9 protein-coding genes and 1 riboswitch are annotated in these 16327 nt (G+C 58.1%); of the genes, 4 read left to right on the top strand and 5 right to left on the bottom strand.

The genetic code is table 11. The annotated features are described in order from the left end of the window. Positions 1 to 280: 280 nt before the first annotated feature. On the top strand, positions 281 to 1336 hold the full coding sequence (locus A6B35_RS31165; protein ID WP_006199623.1) for a cytochrome-c peroxidase: 1056 nt from the start codon (positions 281 to 283) through the stop codon (positions 1334 to 1336). 83 nt (positions 1337 to 1419) lie between these two features. Here A6B35_RS31165 and metE read toward each other — a convergent pair whose 3' ends face one another. After that, positions 1420 to 3765 carry a 5-methyltetrahydropteroyltriglutamate--homocysteine S-methyltransferase gene (metE, locus tag A6B35_RS31160; protein WP_040581813.1) on the bottom strand — a complete coding sequence of 782 codons (2346 nt, stop codon included), beginning with the start codon at positions 3763 to 3765 and terminating at the stop codon, positions 1420 to 1422. 93 nt (positions 3766 to 3858) lie between these two features. After that, positions 3859 to 4058, bottom strand: a riboswitch (cobalamin riboswitch). Positions 4059 to 4782: 724 nt separating this feature from the next. Here metE and A6B35_RS31155 point away from each other — a divergent pair. After that, complete coding sequence (locus tag A6B35_RS31155; protein ID WP_006199625.1) at positions 4783 to 5214, top strand: hypothetical protein; 432 nt, start codon at positions 4783 to 4785, stop codon at positions 5212 to 5214. A gap of 138 nt (positions 5215 to 5352) precedes the next feature. Here the strand turns inward: A6B35_RS31155 and A6B35_RS31150 are convergent, their stop codons facing one another. The 4 genes from A6B35_RS31150 to A6B35_RS31135 all read right to left on the bottom strand — a co-directional run bounded on the left by A6B35_RS31150 (position 5353) and on the right by A6B35_RS31135 (position 10918). Next, positions 5353 to 5574: a hypothetical protein gene (locus tag A6B35_RS31150; protein ID WP_006199626.1), complete on the bottom strand. Its 222-nt coding sequence runs from the start codon at positions 5572 to 5574 to the stop codon at positions 5353 to 5355. A 190-nt stretch (positions 5575 to 5764) separates the two neighbouring features. Then, positions 5765 to 6913, bottom strand: a complete 1149-nt coding sequence (locus A6B35_RS31145) for a DUF4238 domain-containing protein (protein WP_006199627.1) — start codon at positions 6911 to 6913, stop codon at positions 5765 to 5767. Positions 6914 to 6991: 78 nt separating this feature from the next. Next, complete coding sequence (locus A6B35_RS31140; protein WP_050900685.1) at positions 6992 to 9712, bottom strand: UvrD-helicase domain-containing protein; 2721 nt, start codon at positions 9710 to 9712, stop codon at positions 6992 to 6994. A gap of 324 nt (positions 9713 to 10036) precedes the next feature. Next, on the bottom strand, positions 10037 to 10918 hold the full coding sequence (locus A6B35_RS31135; protein ID WP_006199630.1) for an SIR2 family protein: 882 nt from the start codon (positions 10916 to 10918) through the stop codon (positions 10037 to 10039). 293 nt (positions 10919 to 11211) lie between these two features. On the opposite strand from A6B35_RS31135, the gene A6B35_RS31130 reads away from it, so the two are divergent. After that, complete coding sequence (locus A6B35_RS31130) at positions 11212 to 14547, top strand: AAA domain-containing protein (protein WP_244425827.1); 3336 nt, start codon at positions 11212 to 11214, stop codon at positions 14545 to 14547. Then, positions 14544 to 16292: a phospholipase D-like domain-containing protein gene (locus A6B35_RS31125; protein ID WP_006199632.1), complete on the top strand. Its 1749-nt coding sequence runs from the start codon at positions 14544 to 14546 to the stop codon at positions 16290 to 16292. The genes A6B35_RS31130 and A6B35_RS31125 overlap by 4 nt, the downstream gene beginning before the upstream one ends. Positions 16293 to 16327: the final 35 nt, after the last annotated feature.

Raw genomic sequence — 16327 nt, 5'->3', positions numbered from 1 at the left:
CCGTGTCAAGGAAGATGTATCAAACGTGTTCATTCTCAATGGTCGAAACGGTGCAGGTTCATCATCCGTCAGCCGCTATTGCTCCGGCTCCGGCGCCAGCGCTTCGGGGCTTGCCGAGCACCGCCCCTTTGCTTCCCTGAAATCCAATCCAGAAGAGCGTTCACTTCCGGGCCGGTCGCGGCTCTGCCGCGACCACAGGGGACCGGTCCTGATCTAGCGCAAGGCGCCCACCAACCGCTTGTCCCACAATGGTGCGGTGCACCACGCAGGGAGACCATTTATGAAAATCCTAGTGACTACGGTGGCTGTCGCCTTGCCTGTAGCTGCCGCTCTTGCTGCGCAAGCGATCCCCGAAGACCTCAGGGAAACGGCACGGGCCACCTTCAAGGCTTTGCCATCCACCACACCGGCAGTCGCCAACAACCCGATCACAAAGGAGAAGATCGCCCTTGGCAAGGCCATGTTCTTTGATCCACGCGTCTCGGCGTCAGGCGTCTTCTCGTGCAACTCGTGCCACAACCTGGCCACCGGGGGCGACGACAATCGGGAAACCTCGATCGGCCATGGGTGGCAGAAGGGGCCGCGCAACGCGCCGACGGTATTGAACTCGGTCTTCAACATCGCGCAGTTCTGGGATGGTCGCGCCGAAGACCTGAAGGCCCAGGCCAAAGGTCCGGTCCAAGCCAGTGGCGAAATGGCCAACACTCCGGGTCAACTCATCGCCACGCTGAAGTCGATGCCGCAATATGTCGAGTGGTTCAATGCAGCTTTCCCGGGTGAAGCCGATCGTGTCACCTTCGATAACTTCGCCAAGGCAATCGAAGCCTTCGAGGCGACACTGATCACGCCGTCCCCCTTCGATGACTTCCTCAATGGCGATGACGCCGCCATGACTTCCGAACAGAAACGGGGCCTGGCCCTTTTCATGGACAAAGGCTGCTCGTCCTGCCATGCCGGCATCAACGTTGGTGGGGACGGCTATTACCCATTTGGCCTTGTTGAAAAGCCTGGCGCCGACATCCTGCCGGAAAAAGACAAGGGCCGATTTGCGGTCACCAATACACCCGACGATGCCTATGTCTTCCGCGTGGCGCCGTTGCGCAACGTGGCACTGACCGCACCATACTTTCATTCGGGCAAGGTCTGGGATCTGAAACAGGCCGTCGCTATCATGGGGACCACCCAGCTCGGTGAAGAATTGACGCAAGAAGAGATCGACCGGCTCGTTGCCTTCCTTAACTCGCTGACCGGAAAGGTGCCCGAGGTCGCCTATCCCATCTTGCCCGCCGAAACGGCGGCGACGCCTCGACCTGTCTCGCAGATCTTAGGAAAATAATGGCCGGAGCCAGGGAAAGTCGCAATCAACAATGATGGCGACTTTTCCCTGGGACATGGTGCGAAATTCAGAAAGCCTCCGGCCTACACTTTCTCCCGGAGCGCGCGTGCTGCAGCGACCATGTTCGTGAGGGCAGGGCGGACCTCCTCCCACTTGCGTGTCTTGAGGCCACAGTCCGGGTTTACCCACAGTTGGGCGTCGGACAGTCGCTCCCGGGCAAGCATAAGGAGGGCCGAAATCTCGGCGACTTCCGGGACGCGTGGTGAGTGAATGTCATAGACTCCGGGACCGATTTCGTTCGGATATTTCGAGTTCGTGAACGCGTCCAGAAGTTCCATTTTCGAGCGCGACGTCTCGATCGAAATTACATCCGCATCCATTTCAGCGATCGCGTCGATGATCTCGTTGAACTCCGAATAGCACATGTGAGTATGGATTTGGGTCGCGTCCTTTACGCCCGTTGAAGCGAGCCGGAAGCATTCGACCGCCCAGTCGAGATAGACTTTCCAGTCGGACTTGCGCAGGGGCAAACCTTCGCGAAACGCGGCCTCGTCGATCTGGATCATCCTTGCGCCGGATCTTTCGAGGTCCCTCACTTCATCGCGGATGGCAAGCGCGATCTGGCGGCAGGCCTCTGGGCGGGGTACATCGTCGCGAACAAAAGACCAGTTGAGAATGGTCACTGGGCCTGTCAGCATTCCCTTCACCGGCTTTTCGGTAAGCGACTGGGCGAATTGCCACCAGCGCACCGTCATCGGATTGGGCCGTGACACGTCGCCGAAGATGATGGGCGGGCGAACGTAGCGGGAGCCATAGCTCTGCACCCAGGCATGCTGGGTGAAGGCGAAGCCGGACAGCTGCTCGCCAAAATGCTGTACCATGTCGTTTCGTTCGAACTCCCCGTGCACCAGCACGTCCAGCCCGATCTCCTCCTGCCAGCGAATAGCAGCCTTGGTCTCCTTCTTCAGGAAGGTCTCGTAGTCGACATAGCTGAGCCTGCCTTTCGCATGGGCGGAACGCGCCTTGCGCACCTCCGGCGTCTGCGGAAAGGACCCTATGGTCGTCGTTGGGAACGGCGGCAAGCTTAGCGCGCCGGCCTGGACTCTGGTCCGTTCCGAAAATGCGCTCTTTCGATGCTTCATGCCGCTATTGATGCTGGCGATCCGCCCCTCGACGAGCGGATCATGGACCTTTGTGGACGTCGCGCGCGCGGCAGCCACCTCGGCCGAAGCATTCAACGCGTCTGCTACCGCATCCCTGCCTTTGGACAAGGCTTCGGCCAGCACGACCAGCTCGTCGGTCTTGTCGGCAGCGAAGGCGAGCCACGACCTGATGTCCTCATCGAGCGCCGTCTCCATCCGCAGGTCGATCGGCACATGCAGCATCGAGCAGGAAGGCGCGATCTCGACGCGGTCCAACGGCCAGCCGGCGACGATCGGCTTGATGCGGTCGAGAATGGCAGGCAGGTTCGCACGCCAGACGTTGCGGCCGTCGATCAAGCCAAGCGAGAGCACCAGATCCTTCGGCGCGAGCCGTCCAACCGTTTCCAACTGCTCGGGAGCGCGCACGAGATCGAGATGCAGGCCCGCCACCGGCAGAGAAATTGCGGTCTCGAGATTGTCTCCCAGCGACCCGAAATAGGTCGCCAGCATGATCTTCAACTCGGGCGCGGCTTTCGACAGCTGGCCATAGGCGAATTCGAGCGCAGCTCGTTCGTTCGGGTTCAAATCGAGCACAAGCGCTGGCTCATCAATCTGCACCCAGTCGGCTCCCGACAGACTTAGCCTCCGCAGGAGTTGCTCGTAGACGGGCAACAGCCGTGGGAGGAGCGCGATGGGATTGAAACCTTCGGCAGGCGACTTCGCCAGCTTGAGGAAGGTGACCGGTCCAAGGATGACCGGGCGTGTGTGAATGCCAAGGGCTTTAGCCTCGAGGAAGTAATCAACCGATTTCGTCGACGAAAGGGCGAACGTCTGGTCATCCTCAAGTTCCGGCACAATGTAGTGATAGTTGGTGTCAAACCATTTGGTCATTTCCATCGCGGTTAGGTTAGGTTCATAAGCCGTATGCTCGTGACCAGGCTGTCCACAATCCTGCGTTCGACCTTGGTTGCCGCGCGCCATGGCGAAGTAGACGTCGAGTGGGACCTCACCGCCATTCCAGCCGTAACGGGATGGGACGGCGCCGACCATGGCTGCGGTGTCGAGCACATGGTCGTAGAGCGAGAAGTCGTTCGACGGGATTTTCGACACGCCGCGATCATGCTGCTCCTCCCAGCTAGCGGCACGGAGCGCCTTCGCCGTCGTGAGAAGGTCGGCAGCAGAAGATTTTCTCGACCAGTAACTTTCAAGCGCGAACTTCAGTTCTCGCCGGCGACCGATACGCGGCACGCCGAGCGTTGCTACAGGAATTTGCTGAGAGACAGTCATGCATACCCCGATGGTTGCGGCGTGGGGAGAAGGAAGGCGCTAGTAGGCCGACAGGAACGTCGGGCTACCGCGACCACCGAGACACCCCGCCCGTGGACATTGTTCGCCGTGGCAGGTCTCCTGGCTCGCGGGTCATAGCCTCTACCCGTCTTCCCGAGGCTGTTCGCCTCAGTGACATGAGTGGGATTGGCTCGCCGCTAACAGTTGCGGGGGCAGCGCCGGCATCGCACCGGCTTCCCTCTTAGCTCCGCTGCGGCAGTGCCGTACGGAGAACCACGACATTGAGACAATCGCAGCAGCACGCCCCTTTGTCAAACACCATATAAATAAATGTTTATGTCGTTATGTGAAATCCGTTCGGCGTTGTTCCCCTTAGGGTCGCGTGCGATGCGAGCAGCAGCGCGTTTCTATGCGAAAATGCCTTATCAGGTTCGGCATCCTGTTGCATTATCGGCACATCGGCTACATGAGGATATTACCCCACCGCTGTAGGTGACCGATGGCTTGCCAGCCAAACGACAGTCGTGTTGTTCGAAGGGTGAACGGCGTTCCCGGCTCATAAGCTGAAGTTCACAGGTTCAAATCCTGTCCCCGCAACCAATTTTATCATAAATCAATTACCGTCCCGGTCTAACCGGGGCGGTTTTTCCGTTTGAGAGGAACGCAACCGTCTCAAACAGCCAGTCTTTTCAACACAGATTGCCCTAACGCGACACCTTTCCGCGCTACGCTTCGCCGCCAACGAGATAGTGTCGACCTGTTCTCTGCCGCCATTGCCTGCATTCCTTGCGAGCGCTATCAAATTGGCGGCAGAGCGGCGCGGACCAACAGCTCATAAAGTTTTTCGAGGCATATCGCCCGCTCGCCTTGCCGCCTGAATGCGCCAGCGCGCTTGAGGCATCCCAGCGAGCAAGGGGGTAGCGGCCGGCACCGAAGGCGCTATCGATGGGCCGTCACCCTTGCGCCCTCGATCGGCCTGAGGCATTGCTTGAAGTCGAAGAGAAAAGGGCACGTCCCATGTCGGCGACAGACGGTGTTTACGCGGTGATCGCCAGCGCAACGGCTGGCACTTCGCAGGGTGTGATAGAAATTCGGAACGGGTCGCTTATAGGCAACGATATTGCCGGTGCTGAGTATCGGGGCGGTGCGGTTCGGCAGCCGGACGGCTCGGTCAAGATGAACATTACGATGGAAACGCCGCCCGGCGTCTTCCACATCTGGACTGGCGCGAACACCGAGACTTTCCAAAGCCGCCAGATCGATGTTCACCTGCCGCGCGAGGCTTTCGATGACGGGAAACCCTTTGAGGTTCCCGGCTATGGCATGACGATCATCGTGCGCCGCATTCCCGATGGTTATGCGCATCTGGCCGGTCCGACCGGGCGCATCGGAATGATCGAAACACTTATCAGCGCCGAGCAAAAGTGGGCAGCGCACCGGAAGGGATAGAGGGCACTGCACGCCGTCGCCCAATCGCCCCGCCAACCACGTGAAAGCAGTCGCATCTGGCTGCCAGGATTTTAGCTGTGGTCCGGGCCGAGAGTGTCGGGAAATGCGACCCACCCACTCGGCCCATCCCACGCCCTTTTAGTCGCTGACGAAACGGCGGCGGCGTAACCACGCATGAACGGTTTGCCACTTGTCACCGGTTGCACGGAAGTCGAGCAGTGGCGAGCGGCTGCTTTCGAGGCCGAGGTAGAACAGGAAGGCATCGTCACCGCGCAGCACTTCGTCGGGTCGGTGACCTCGGCTTTCTTTCCAATCGATGAAGGCGGCGACTACTTGGGTACTTGCTTGTTTGATCGTCATGGCTTCATTCCTTATCGTTGCATCAGCATCGGGGGCCGAACCGAATCGGCCCTGTCCCATGTGTACGCGTGGTGCCCTGACGAATGTCTGTCGACCATTGCGGGCCCCCAGGGCTGACGGAAAGGGAAAGGCTTCGGCAAGATGGCAGCGCGGCCGAAAATAAGCGGCAGCCATCATTTGTTTTTACCCGTTACCGGTAGCTGTCCTTAAGCGGGGCCGGGTCCGCGTGACTCGATGCGGCGGCCATCCTGGCCTCAAGGCGCGCGGCTTTCTCGGGCGTATCGATATATTGGGAGAGCGTCGGCCGGGGGCCAAAAACATCGCGGCAGATGATTTGCACCTCTTTCCCAAGCCGGCGCACTCTTGTGGTGATGGTCGGGACCAACGCGCCATGGGCGCGGATCAAATCGTCGCTCGAGCGATCCTGGCCGATGGTCATGCGATAGGAAAACTGCGCAATCGTGCGATTGAGTTGCCGTACCTTGCGGCTGTCGGAGATGTCACGATGGCGCGAGATCATGTTTACCGGCCCACGTTTGCTGGAGCCACGCACAAGCATGCGCGCCGAAACCGGGAAGATCAGTTCCACCTCGCCGAAGTGCTCGTAAGGCTTGCGCGCATGGAACGGCTGACACGGATCATAGCTGCAGACCGGATTGTCCGATGTGAGGAAAGGCGTGCTTGTCTTGTTGTGGAGCACCTCGAAACCAAGGCGGAAACAGAGGTCGCCGAAATTTTTGAACTCGCCTTTCATCGCCAGCAGCGTCTCGTGTGGGTTGACGCCTACCGGCACGGTGTCGAACTGGCCCGCATAGCGCTCGAGCTGCGGGGGAAGGAGGCCTAGTTCCTCGCCGATCTTGTGCTCGCAGCGAATCTTGGCCTCGATCATCAGCGCGTGCCGATCGCGTGTGGCGGGAACACGCGCACGCATGATCGTTTGCATTCCAAGCACGTTGAAGGAGATGGCGGGTGACAGGCGGCGTGCCGCGAGCGCCTGCACCGTCTCCGGCCATACGGTCTCGATTGTGTTCCACAAATCCTCGAAACGGTGGTTGTCCTGGCCACCCCCGGGGAGCTTCTGGGAATAGTAGTCTCGCTCGAATCCGATGGCCCGGGGGTTCATCGGCGGCAGCGGGTTACCAGGCGCCTCGCAAAGGTAAACCTGAACCCTGCCGCTATCATCTGCAAAGCTGTCCATATAGACGGCCGAAATGAAGTGATGCCGGCGGTTGGTCCGGTTGATGTCACCACCCGACGGATTGAGCATGCTGAACGGCCGCACGTCACCGTCTGCAGGCACGTTGCCCCACGCGCCGAAATATCCAGGCGCCTTGATCATTCGCGTTTCCCGTCTCCGGCTTCTTTGCATTTGATCTGATTCCGAAGGTCGCGGCCACGGGCTCACGGCTGATGGCCGCTACCTGTGTCGTGAAGGACGGCGCCGGCCTGCAACTGTCGGCTCGGAATGTTTGCAATCCGGGAATTGATTGCACCCACGAAACTTCGATCCGTCTTTGCTGCGCCGCTCCACCAATTGGCCGACGAGGCAGGCCGGACATTGGCTCAATTCGGCTCCCTCAATCGTCTCGAAGCGGACTTCATCGCCGGCGATCTCGCAAAGCTCATGGATATAGCGGGATGGCTGACGACGACTGGTGATCATGTAGACGCCTCGGCTCGCACGCGTCAGCGCCACGTAGAACAGGCGTCGCTCTTCCGCGTAGGCGAAGGTCTCGGGGCGGGGAATGACCAGGTTCAGCAGCTCATCGTCTTCGATGCGGCTTGGTACGCCATAGTTGCCCTCGCTGACATCGAGCAGGACCGTATAGTCGGCCTCAAGGCCCTTGGCGCGGTGAAACGACAGCCCGGTCACCTCGATGTTGGCAAAGGACGGGGGCCTTCCTTCGAAAGGATCGAGGACGTTGTAGCGCCACAACACCAGAACCTTGAGCTTGTCGCGGTTTTCATCGCGCCACCGGTTGGCGATGCCACCCAGAGCGGCGTCAAGGCGTTCCAGCAGGCGGTGACAAGCTACTGCGAAGTCCGGCTTGTCGCGCTTATCATCGATGGGAATGACACGGATCGATCGCGAGACGGCTGGGCGCGTCGAGCGGACGGACTTCTTGATCTGTTCGGGATTGCGCTGGACGAACTTAGCGGCCGTTTCGGCAATGAGCTGGTTGCAGCGATGCGTCTGCTCCAGGCGCCCCTGCCAACTGGTCCCGAAATTTGCCTCGAACCGCATAAAGATCGTGATGTCCGATCCGGCAAAGCGATAGATCGACTGCCAGTCGTCTCCTACCGCGAACACCTTGCTGAACGCCTTCTGCTGTTTGAGCGCCTTGATGAGGTTAGCGCGGGGTTCGGAAATGTCCTGAAACTCATCCACGAGAATGAGGGAATAGGGGCTTCGATATCGACCGGACTCGACCAGCCGGACCGCATCCGCGATCATCGAATCGAAGTCGATCCGCTTGGCTTCCTCGAGCTTCCGGGAATATCCCTGAGTGATCATCCAGACCACGCGCGCGAATAGCTTCGCGCGCTCCTTGTCATGCAAGGTCTTGGCACGTTCGAGCAGCATGTCGAGTGTGAGGTGGCTGGCCCGTATATGCTTCAAGCAGGTGGATATCAGCTGGTGATAGTGCTTGATAATCACAGGATCAAGCGCCTTGGTGATTTCGGCGTAGCTCTTGCGCTCGAAAGGTATGGAGCGCCGCGCCAGTTCGGATTCGAGCGTGCTGAGCAGCGTCTCGTTGCTGGCCTGGGCGGAAGTCGTCTCGAAGAAATCGATCTCATTGCGGCGATATGCCAGCCGTTTGTGCTCGGCGTGCTGGGCATAGTCCGCAAAGGGTGAGCTTCCGTCCGCATTGAGCGCGAAATGCTCGTGCACGGTTGCGGTCTGCAGATAGTAGAAATCGGGATGCAGATGGCGGACCGCGTCACCATCTTCCTCTACTGCAATCTGCCGTTCGTATTCGAAGGCGACTGAATGCAGCCAAAGCCAGTTGGCGATCTTCTTTTCCTGCAACGACTTTACGATAACGCCGGACAAGGAACCAATCGTGGCGCTACCCTTTTGAAGGCTGTCCGAAACGTAGCGCCGATAGTCGGCCTGCCCGTCAAATACCTCGATCGGGATGTCGGCCTTGGGATGCACAACGAGAAGCTCGGCCCACATCCGGGCGAATTCCGGGTCGCTCTCGCAAAGGCTCTGGATGATCGCCTCGATAACCTTGGTTTCGCCAGCGGGATGATCCACCCAGTTGGCGAGCTGGGGCGGTCGGCCCTCGACCTCCTCGATGATTCCGCGCCCAAGCGCGTGAAACGTCGTGACGCGACACTCCAGGGCGTCCTCCTCGACCTGCAGCTGGGCGGCGATCCTCGTCCTGAGTTCATCGGCTGCGTTTCTGTTGAAGGCCAGGAGCAGGATCTCGTCGGGTCGATAGAGCCGTTTTTCCAGGACGTACGCGACTTTGCCGACCATCGTCGCGGATTTGCCCGACCCTGCCGAGGCGACCAGCAGGTTGTTGTCCTCCAGCCGGATGCAGGCCTCGCGCTGCTGATCGGAAAACGAACGCCGGTCGAGATCGTCGAAGAACGACTGGAACTTTCTCAATTCGGAGCTGACGAAAGCCTCGTTGTAGGCATGGCGAACGCCTGGGTTCGTTATCATGGCGAACGAGGCCGGAAGGGAGGCCTTGAGCCCTGCGGGCATGAGGTCTGCGTTTAGAAGCGGGTGAGAGAGGGCAGCTGCCGCGGCGCCAGGAACGCTGGCAATGGCTCTGCTGAGATCGGCCTGGCCAAGATACTGTCTATTGCCCTCGGTGACCTCCCGAAGTCTGCCGCCGACATCGAGCAAGCGCTCTCTCTCGTTATCGATCAAACCAAAAAGATGAGTGTTGATGAAGGCGTGAAGGTCTCCGGCCAGTTGTGCGGCCGCGTCAGCCGATAGTGCCGACAGCGTGTCTGTTCTGCTACGGGTGCGTAACTCGACTGTATGCCACAAGAGGGCCTTGCTGGCCGAAATCGATACAACGTCAAGGCAGCTAAACTCGACGTCGCTATCCTGAGCCAGTCGGAAATGCCCCGGCAGCTTCGGGTCTAGGGTCAGCTTCCATCTTCCGGCTGGAAACATCCGCGCAAAGAAACCAGGCCGGTAGGTGCGCGAGCGGCCAGATAGCAATTTGGTCAAAGCCACATTCGATACGCCCGGTAAGCAATTGGTGCGGAGGGTCCAATATCATGAGCAGATTGAGATGCTCCAAATCGCTGCGGGAAATTGCGAGGCAAATTCATACAGACGGTTAGTACTCACCAGCGCCCGAATCGCTCGTTGCAAAGGCTGCGCAACGCGCAACCCACCTCCATGGTTGAGTCAGACGTCTGCTCAGCGTATCGGGCATGCCGAATATAGCTGCGCCATCAGTTATCAAGGCGCCTTCTCAAGTATTATCGTCATCTACTGTATAATTCCTGCGGCCTGCATGGAATCTTTTTTGCCTCTATTCACGCCTTCTGGTAGAAAACCCACGCGCTCGTCAAGATCAGTCATGAAATCTTCGAATGTGCGTGCTATTTGCCTGATGCCCAGCCGCCCACTATACATACCTCTCACTTGAGGGTCTGCGCGCGGAAACACGGCGTACCAAGGTGTTCCTGCTGTTTGCTTGCGTAATCTATATAGCTCGGAGCCAATATCCATGTCTCCGAACGAATAACCAATCACTAGAACGCAACTCCGACCGAATGTATTGATTGTCTTCTCAAGCATTTTTCGGTAGTCGGCGATCATTTCGAAATAGTCGAACTGAGTGATTACAAGTCCACCACGTCCAACGGCCTGGTTCCCGTGCGACAAGCTGCCATGTGGCTTGTAGAGCGGCAACTGCCCAGAAGTCGGTCGGCGGTCGTCGCAAATAACGTCGGGGACAACTGTGCTGTGCTTGTATCCCAATTCGATCAGCTGGTCGTAGTTCGTCGTAAACACGGCCTTCGGTCTGAGATAAGGAAGTGCCACGTGACTCCAGAGCGGTCGATCGCAGTCGAATACCTTCATGAGGAACTCTGCAATTGTATCGCGTCCCACCTTCTGCTCGATGATGGCTGAGGCGTGCTCAAGCGACATGAGCTTCAGGTCAGCTGGATCAAGGGTTGTTCCGTGTGGCTGTTTGAATCGTTGCCAAAGGCTGTTGCGCAGATCGTATGCACTCGGAAGGGGGTCGCCAGACGTGTTCTTAGCCCCGATCGACGCGCCAGCGCCCAGGAACACAACAAGTCGATCACGAAAAGTGTCCCAGTTGGATGCAAATTCATCCATATTGTCGTCAGTTGGAAACGCCATCCACCCACTCCCCATTGAAAGCGCAGTAGCATAGTGCCTCAGGTTAGTCTTGCAACCTCTCCAAATTTTTACGATGCTTCTTTAGCTTGACGGGGGTGAATTTGGCAGAGCAATACATCGGAGGCCGCTACCGGCTCCATCGCAAGATGTTGGCGGGCGATCCAATACGAGGGACACCCGACCTTTGGCAGGCGTTTGACGCTGGCGATGTTTATTACGTGAAGACGTGGCGACGGCTGGGTGAGGACAGACAGGATATACGCGCGCTCTGGAACCGGGAGGTTCGGGGGCTGATGCGCCTGCAAGGATATCCCGGGGCCAGCGAGTTATTTGTCTCGCTACAGCAGGTTGGAATTGATGAGCGCCAGTATTACGCGGTGCTGGAAGGTGGTCGCAGGCAGCCCCTTGCTCGAACGCTTTCGGAACGCCGAAACCATCACTGGCTGCAGAACCTTGGAGAAGTGGGACGCCGGAGACCACTTTGGGACGGACTGCTGCGAATCGCAGAGGCTCTCGCTATTTTGCACCGGGAGGGCACCTTACACCGTGCGCTATCCAGCGCCTCGGTTTTCGCCGGTCCAGAAGGAGGAGGCGATTTTCGCCTTAGCGGCTTCGAGTGGTCGTTGCGTGTCGCCGGCAACGATCAGCCTCCAGGGCGCATAGCCACCCGAGTTGGACCACTTGCGCCAGAGCTTGAGGCCGGGCGTTCGGAATACTCGATGCTGACGGACTGGTTCGCGTTCGGAATACTTGTCGCCGAAGTATTTGGAGTGGATCCAAAGAACCATCGCAAGGCTCAATCACTTCGTCTCGCCGTTGAACGGGTCAGCGTTCTCAATGCCAGCGAACGTGAGCTAATCCTGCGCTTCTTGTCTGACCAGGCCGACACGCGGCTGGCTGATGATGAGGACGCGCTTCAGCAAATCCGCAACGTTGTGCGCAACCTCAACGCGGCAAGTGCAGGAGGTGGCCGTAGCCTAGTCATGGCCGTGCGGCTTGGCCCGGGGTCGAATCTTTCGCAGGCGGTCGAGAACTCCTCCAAGAGAACGGCACCGTCAATGGATCCTGTGCGGCAACGCGAATGGATCGAGCGGGATCTGATGGGCGATATACGCGTTACGGCGCGCGGCGGTGCCACACCGCACTTTGTGTTGCGGGGTGAGAAACTAGAATACAAACTGTGGCCGTGGTCTGTGGACGCGTCGCAAACGTGGAGCATTGCCTATTGCGAGGCTGCGGCGCTCTATCCTCTGTCTCTCCCTGATGACCAATTCTACAGTCTCGGCACCCGTAAGCTTGAGATTCAAAACTATCCCAACGTACGCAGCAATCAACATACCATTAGGGACAGGGCGGTCGCCTGGGATCGAACCTTTCCCTTCCGCAAGAACCGCGCCGAGCTTCCGCCATACTTGCGAGACGTGCATGACTTCTTCCGTATCACACAGCAGCTGGATACGATTCTCACTGCAGCGCAAATTTGTCCGGTTGAAATTGTAACTGTATTTCGGTCGAGCAGCGATACCGAGGTTGAGGTCACTCCGCGCCCCGAGGTGGAGCGCACGGAACTGGCTCGGTTCCTCCGAATGGATTCGCCCGAAGAACAGCTACGCGATTGGTTCAGCTTGGGCGCCGAGCCCATCTCGATAGATGACGAAGATGATCCTGAAAGGGATGTGTACTCGTTGCTCGATCGACGCGTCATAGCCAACGAGGCGGTGAGCGAGGGCACTTGGCGCTTCATCGGCGCTCAGCAGACCACAAAGGGTCCTAGGTATCGATTCCGTTGCAGGGGCAATCCTCCGGTCAGAGAAGGTGCGACTAATTATCTAGCGAAGAATTTCGGTGGATCCATCGCTCAAATAAGGCGACGCCACAACGCAATAGAAGAGATGAGGTCCTACATCAGCCTATTGCGCATGTTGGACGATCCAGTCCAGTCAAGTCGGCAAAGTGACGAAAAGGCCCCTCCGGCCCGCATACCGATAAAACTGGACCCGTCTAAGCTCGATGCCTTGGAGCGTCTCTGGGGGACGCAACCCTCATTCGCGATTCAAGGACCGCCTGGAACGGGCAAGACAACGCTGATCCAAGGTTTTGTTGACCGTCTTCTGGCCGCTGATCCGACCGCTCAGATTTTGCTAACGGCACATTCACACCACACGGTCGACGACGTCTTGTCCAAGCTCGATGAGCTGTTTTCGACGCTCTCGGCCAAGGAACGACCCGTGATGGTGCGACTGGGAGCCCGTGATTCGCATGTCTTCGATCCGCCCGCCGTCACACGTAAGCTTCTGCTTCAACTCGCGGACAGTGACCTCGCCAAACGCACCGCAAAAGAAATCAGAGAGCGCCTTTCCGTAGCTGTAACGGCCAGCGCGGATGTTGAAAGCAACAACCGCGACCTGCGTACCATGCAAATCCTGGTACAGGATGCCGCGAACGTGACGCTTTCCACCTCGAACTCCGCAGATCTAGCGAATCTTGCCAGTCGCGGACGGCGCTTTGACTGGTCTGTAATCGAAGAAGCCGGTAAGGCACACGGGTTCGATATGGCGACGGCTCTTGAGGCTAGCCACAGGCTTCTTCTGATAGGCGACCATTTTCAACTGCCACCTTACAATTCGCAAATATTTCGAAGGCTTCTTGAGGATCCTCTTAGGGTCAGGAAGGCGATCGAGAAGGGAGCGCAGTTCGCTCCGGCGCTTATTGACACGGGGTTGGTCGATGACGCTGACGATCGTGATCCCTTCGCTGACCGATGTGTTAGGTGGCGGCGAATGGTGGAGTTGTTCGCTGTAGTATTTAAGGCAAGCGTCGTCGGCCAAGATGGGCCTGGCCCAGCAGCTACCCTTACCGACCAACACCGTATGCATCCGGATATCGCGGAATTGGTAGGTAGAACGTTCTATCCGTCCGACCAGTCGGACCCTTCCAACGAGATCGATGATGAGAGCGGAACGATTTTGCGATCCCCAACCGAGACCCGGGAAAGGTTCTCGAAGGAGCCTCCCTACCTCATTCCGAGCGGGTCTTGGCTTCCTGACTCAAGGATCGTCTGGTGCGATGTCGATTGGGTACAGAAGAAGGAGTTCTCGGTCGGCGAAACTCAGGGTCTTTTCACCGCACCTTCGGAGGCGAGGGCTGTCGTTGATGTTCTAGAGGAAATTAGGTCCCGGCCCGGATCTCCTTGCAACCTCCAAATCCTCTCACCATACAACGGACAACTCGCAGCCATTCGATCCGAAATCGAAGCTGCGAAGCGATCCGGCCGCCTGCTCCATATGTTTGAGGCACCTTTTGAAATCGGAAATGGAAAGCGTCTCGGAGCAACGGTTGATGAGTTCCAAGGCAGCGAGGCTGATATTGTTGTAGTAAGCCTCGTCCGCAACAATGGCTTGCCGCCAGCCAAAAGTATTGGATTCCTCAGACAGCGCAATCGTATGAACGTCCTCTTGAGCCGGGCCAAGCACAAGCTGGTGATTGTAGGAAGTTGGGACTTCTTCGAAACAAGGGTCAATGCGCGCACAAGTGAGGATGCCGACTACGCGTATCTCGGGCAAATGATGGAGGTAATGGCTGACCTTCAAAGCCAAACCAAGCTTGTCCGCGTGAGAGCGCCACGATGACAATCATATACGTTCCTGTGCTGCGCACCGCAGTCAGCTATACGGTGTCGTTTGGCCGCCGGTGGAGCCTGCTCGAGCAAATGCTTCTGCTGGACTTGGTGGCGTCCCGACGGACTGTTGCCCAACTGGCGGATGACGCCAACGTGTCCCCGCGAATGGTTGTCGAAGCGTTGATAAATCTGTTGCGCGAGAACTGGATCGAAATCAGGGCGGATGACAAGGGCGTGTTCTTCGCCGCGACAGCTGTGGGTTCTCGCCGCGCATCGGAACGCGAACTGCCTACGAAACTCGGCCGCGACACAAGGTTCACGTCTCTCTGCTTCGATCAGATAACGGGTGCTTGGTTACGGTCGGACGACCTCAACCTAGTTTATCTCCAGGATCTGCCAGAAGACGCAAACATCCTAGATCCTGTCTACAAATCATGGGAGCAGAACGACGGATCGTTCCGCGACCTACTCTACCTCGATGCGGATCAAAGCCTTGAGCCCGACGAGCCCAGGTTAAAAACACCATCCAGACCCTTCGCTCGATTCGAGATTAGCCTCGGGAGCATCACCGGACTTCCCGGCTACGCGCCGCTGCGATTGCGACGCATGTTGCTTGAGCTGGCCGAAGAAAATGGGGAGAACGAAGCGTCGAGCCCGAACGGACTCGGCGTCTATAAGGATGAAGTCCGCGACACCTTTCTCCAGGAGGACATTGTCGTGGGGGGAGAGGCTCATCTTGCCCTTGTACGCAGGGTTCTTGGCGAGGCCGCGACTACAGTTGTGCTTCACTCCTGCTTCGTGCACCCCGAAGTATTTCAGAAGTTGCTGCCGGATTTTGAGGCGGCAGCGAAGCGCAAAGTTCGCGTGGAGTTGCTGTGGGGGCTGAACCGTGATCCAGAGAGCACGGAAAAGCCTCGCCCAGTTAAGGACGCAGAACGAGTGCTTGATCAACTGGCCCCTGACCTGCGCCGCCGCGTTCAGATGTCCAGTTCATCCTCGGGTTCGCATGCAAAGATAATCATCCATGACGCTGCCGACGGCTCGTGGCGGAGCGCTGTGGGAAGCTGCAATTTCCTATCGACTTGGTACGACTCTCTGGATGTTACGATTTGCTCGAGAAGTCCGCGGCTGGCCACACTGCTGCTCGGTTGGCTTGTTTCCGCCCAACTGCCAGCGGCGGGAAGCTGGTCCCCTACGGCGCGGCGGCTCAATCGATTATGGAGCGCCGCGCATTCGAGCGCGGCCAACCGAGGGGAGTCTGGCGAACACAGCATTACTCTTCTCGTCGATGAAGATCACTATGCGTGCATTAGGCAGGCTCGCGACGAAGCCGAGCGCCGAATACTTATTGGCTGTGATTTGTTTGGAATTGCCGCAGAGACTTCGGCTGTGGTGCCGTTGTCGCGCGCGGCGGCGCGCGGAACCAAAGTACACATGTTCTACCAGCGCCCGAGCCGTTTCCTCGCAAGTGAAGGCTATGCCCCTGCCGAAGATGGATTGCTGGAAAGAGGCATCCGGCTTGAGAAAATTGAAAAGCTTCACGCAAAGGTGTTGCTCTGGGATGACGACACACTTGCTGCGTCCAGCTTCAATTGGCTCTCAACGACCGTGGACGGGACCAGGGCTCGAGGAGCGGAACTGGGACTTCTATTGAAGGGCTCTGGGATTGTGCAACTTTTAAAGGGCGCACTTGTAGGTTCTTCGATGGGGTCCATAATCGTCGGCGCAATAGGCGAGCCTCAGACCGATGCGTAGCACAGCAAAAGATTAGCCATATGCACAATGACTCT

The sequence above is a fragment of the Mesorhizobium amorphae CCNWGS0123 genome, from assembly GCF_001686985.1.
GTDB classification, from domain to species: Bacteria; Pseudomonadota; Alphaproteobacteria; order Rhizobiales; family Rhizobiaceae; genus Mesorhizobium; species Mesorhizobium amorphae.
Note: the sequence above shows the minus strand (reverse complement) of the source record. Positions and strands in the feature narration are given on the sequence as shown.

Excerpts from the sequence above, each read along its gene's own strand:
- A6B35_RS31165 (WP_006199623.1), top strand. The coding sequence starts at position 281 with ATGAAAATCCTAGTGACTACGGTGGCTGTCGCCTTGCCTGTAGCTGCC.
- metE (WP_040581813.1), bottom strand. The coding sequence starts at position 3,765 with ATGACTGTCTCTCAGCAAATTCCTGTAGCAACGCTCGGCGTGCCGCGT.
- A6B35_RS31155 (WP_006199625.1), top strand. The coding sequence starts at position 4,783 with ATGTCGGCGACAGACGGTGTTTACGCGGTGATCGCCAGCGCAACGGCT.
- A6B35_RS31150 (WP_006199626.1), bottom strand. The coding sequence starts at position 5,574 with ATGACGATCAAACAAGCAAGTACCCAAGTAGTCGCCGCCTTCATCGAT.
- A6B35_RS31145 (WP_006199627.1), bottom strand. The coding sequence starts at position 6,913 with ATGATCAAGGCGCCTGGATATTTCGGCGCGTGGGGCAACGTGCCTGCA.
- A6B35_RS31140 (WP_050900685.1), bottom strand. The coding sequence starts at position 9,712 with ATGTTTCCAGCCGGAAGATGGAAGCTGACCCTAGACCCGAAGCTGCCG.
- A6B35_RS31135 (WP_006199630.1), bottom strand. The coding sequence starts at position 10,918 with ATGGCGTTTCCAACTGACGACAATATGGATGAATTTGCATCCAACTGG.
- A6B35_RS31130 (WP_244425827.1), top strand. The coding sequence starts at position 11,212 with ATGCGCCTGCAAGGATATCCCGGGGCCAGCGAGTTATTTGTCTCGCTA.
- A6B35_RS31125 (WP_006199632.1), top strand. The coding sequence starts at position 14,544 with ATGACAATCATATACGTTCCTGTGCTGCGCACCGCAGTCAGCTATACG.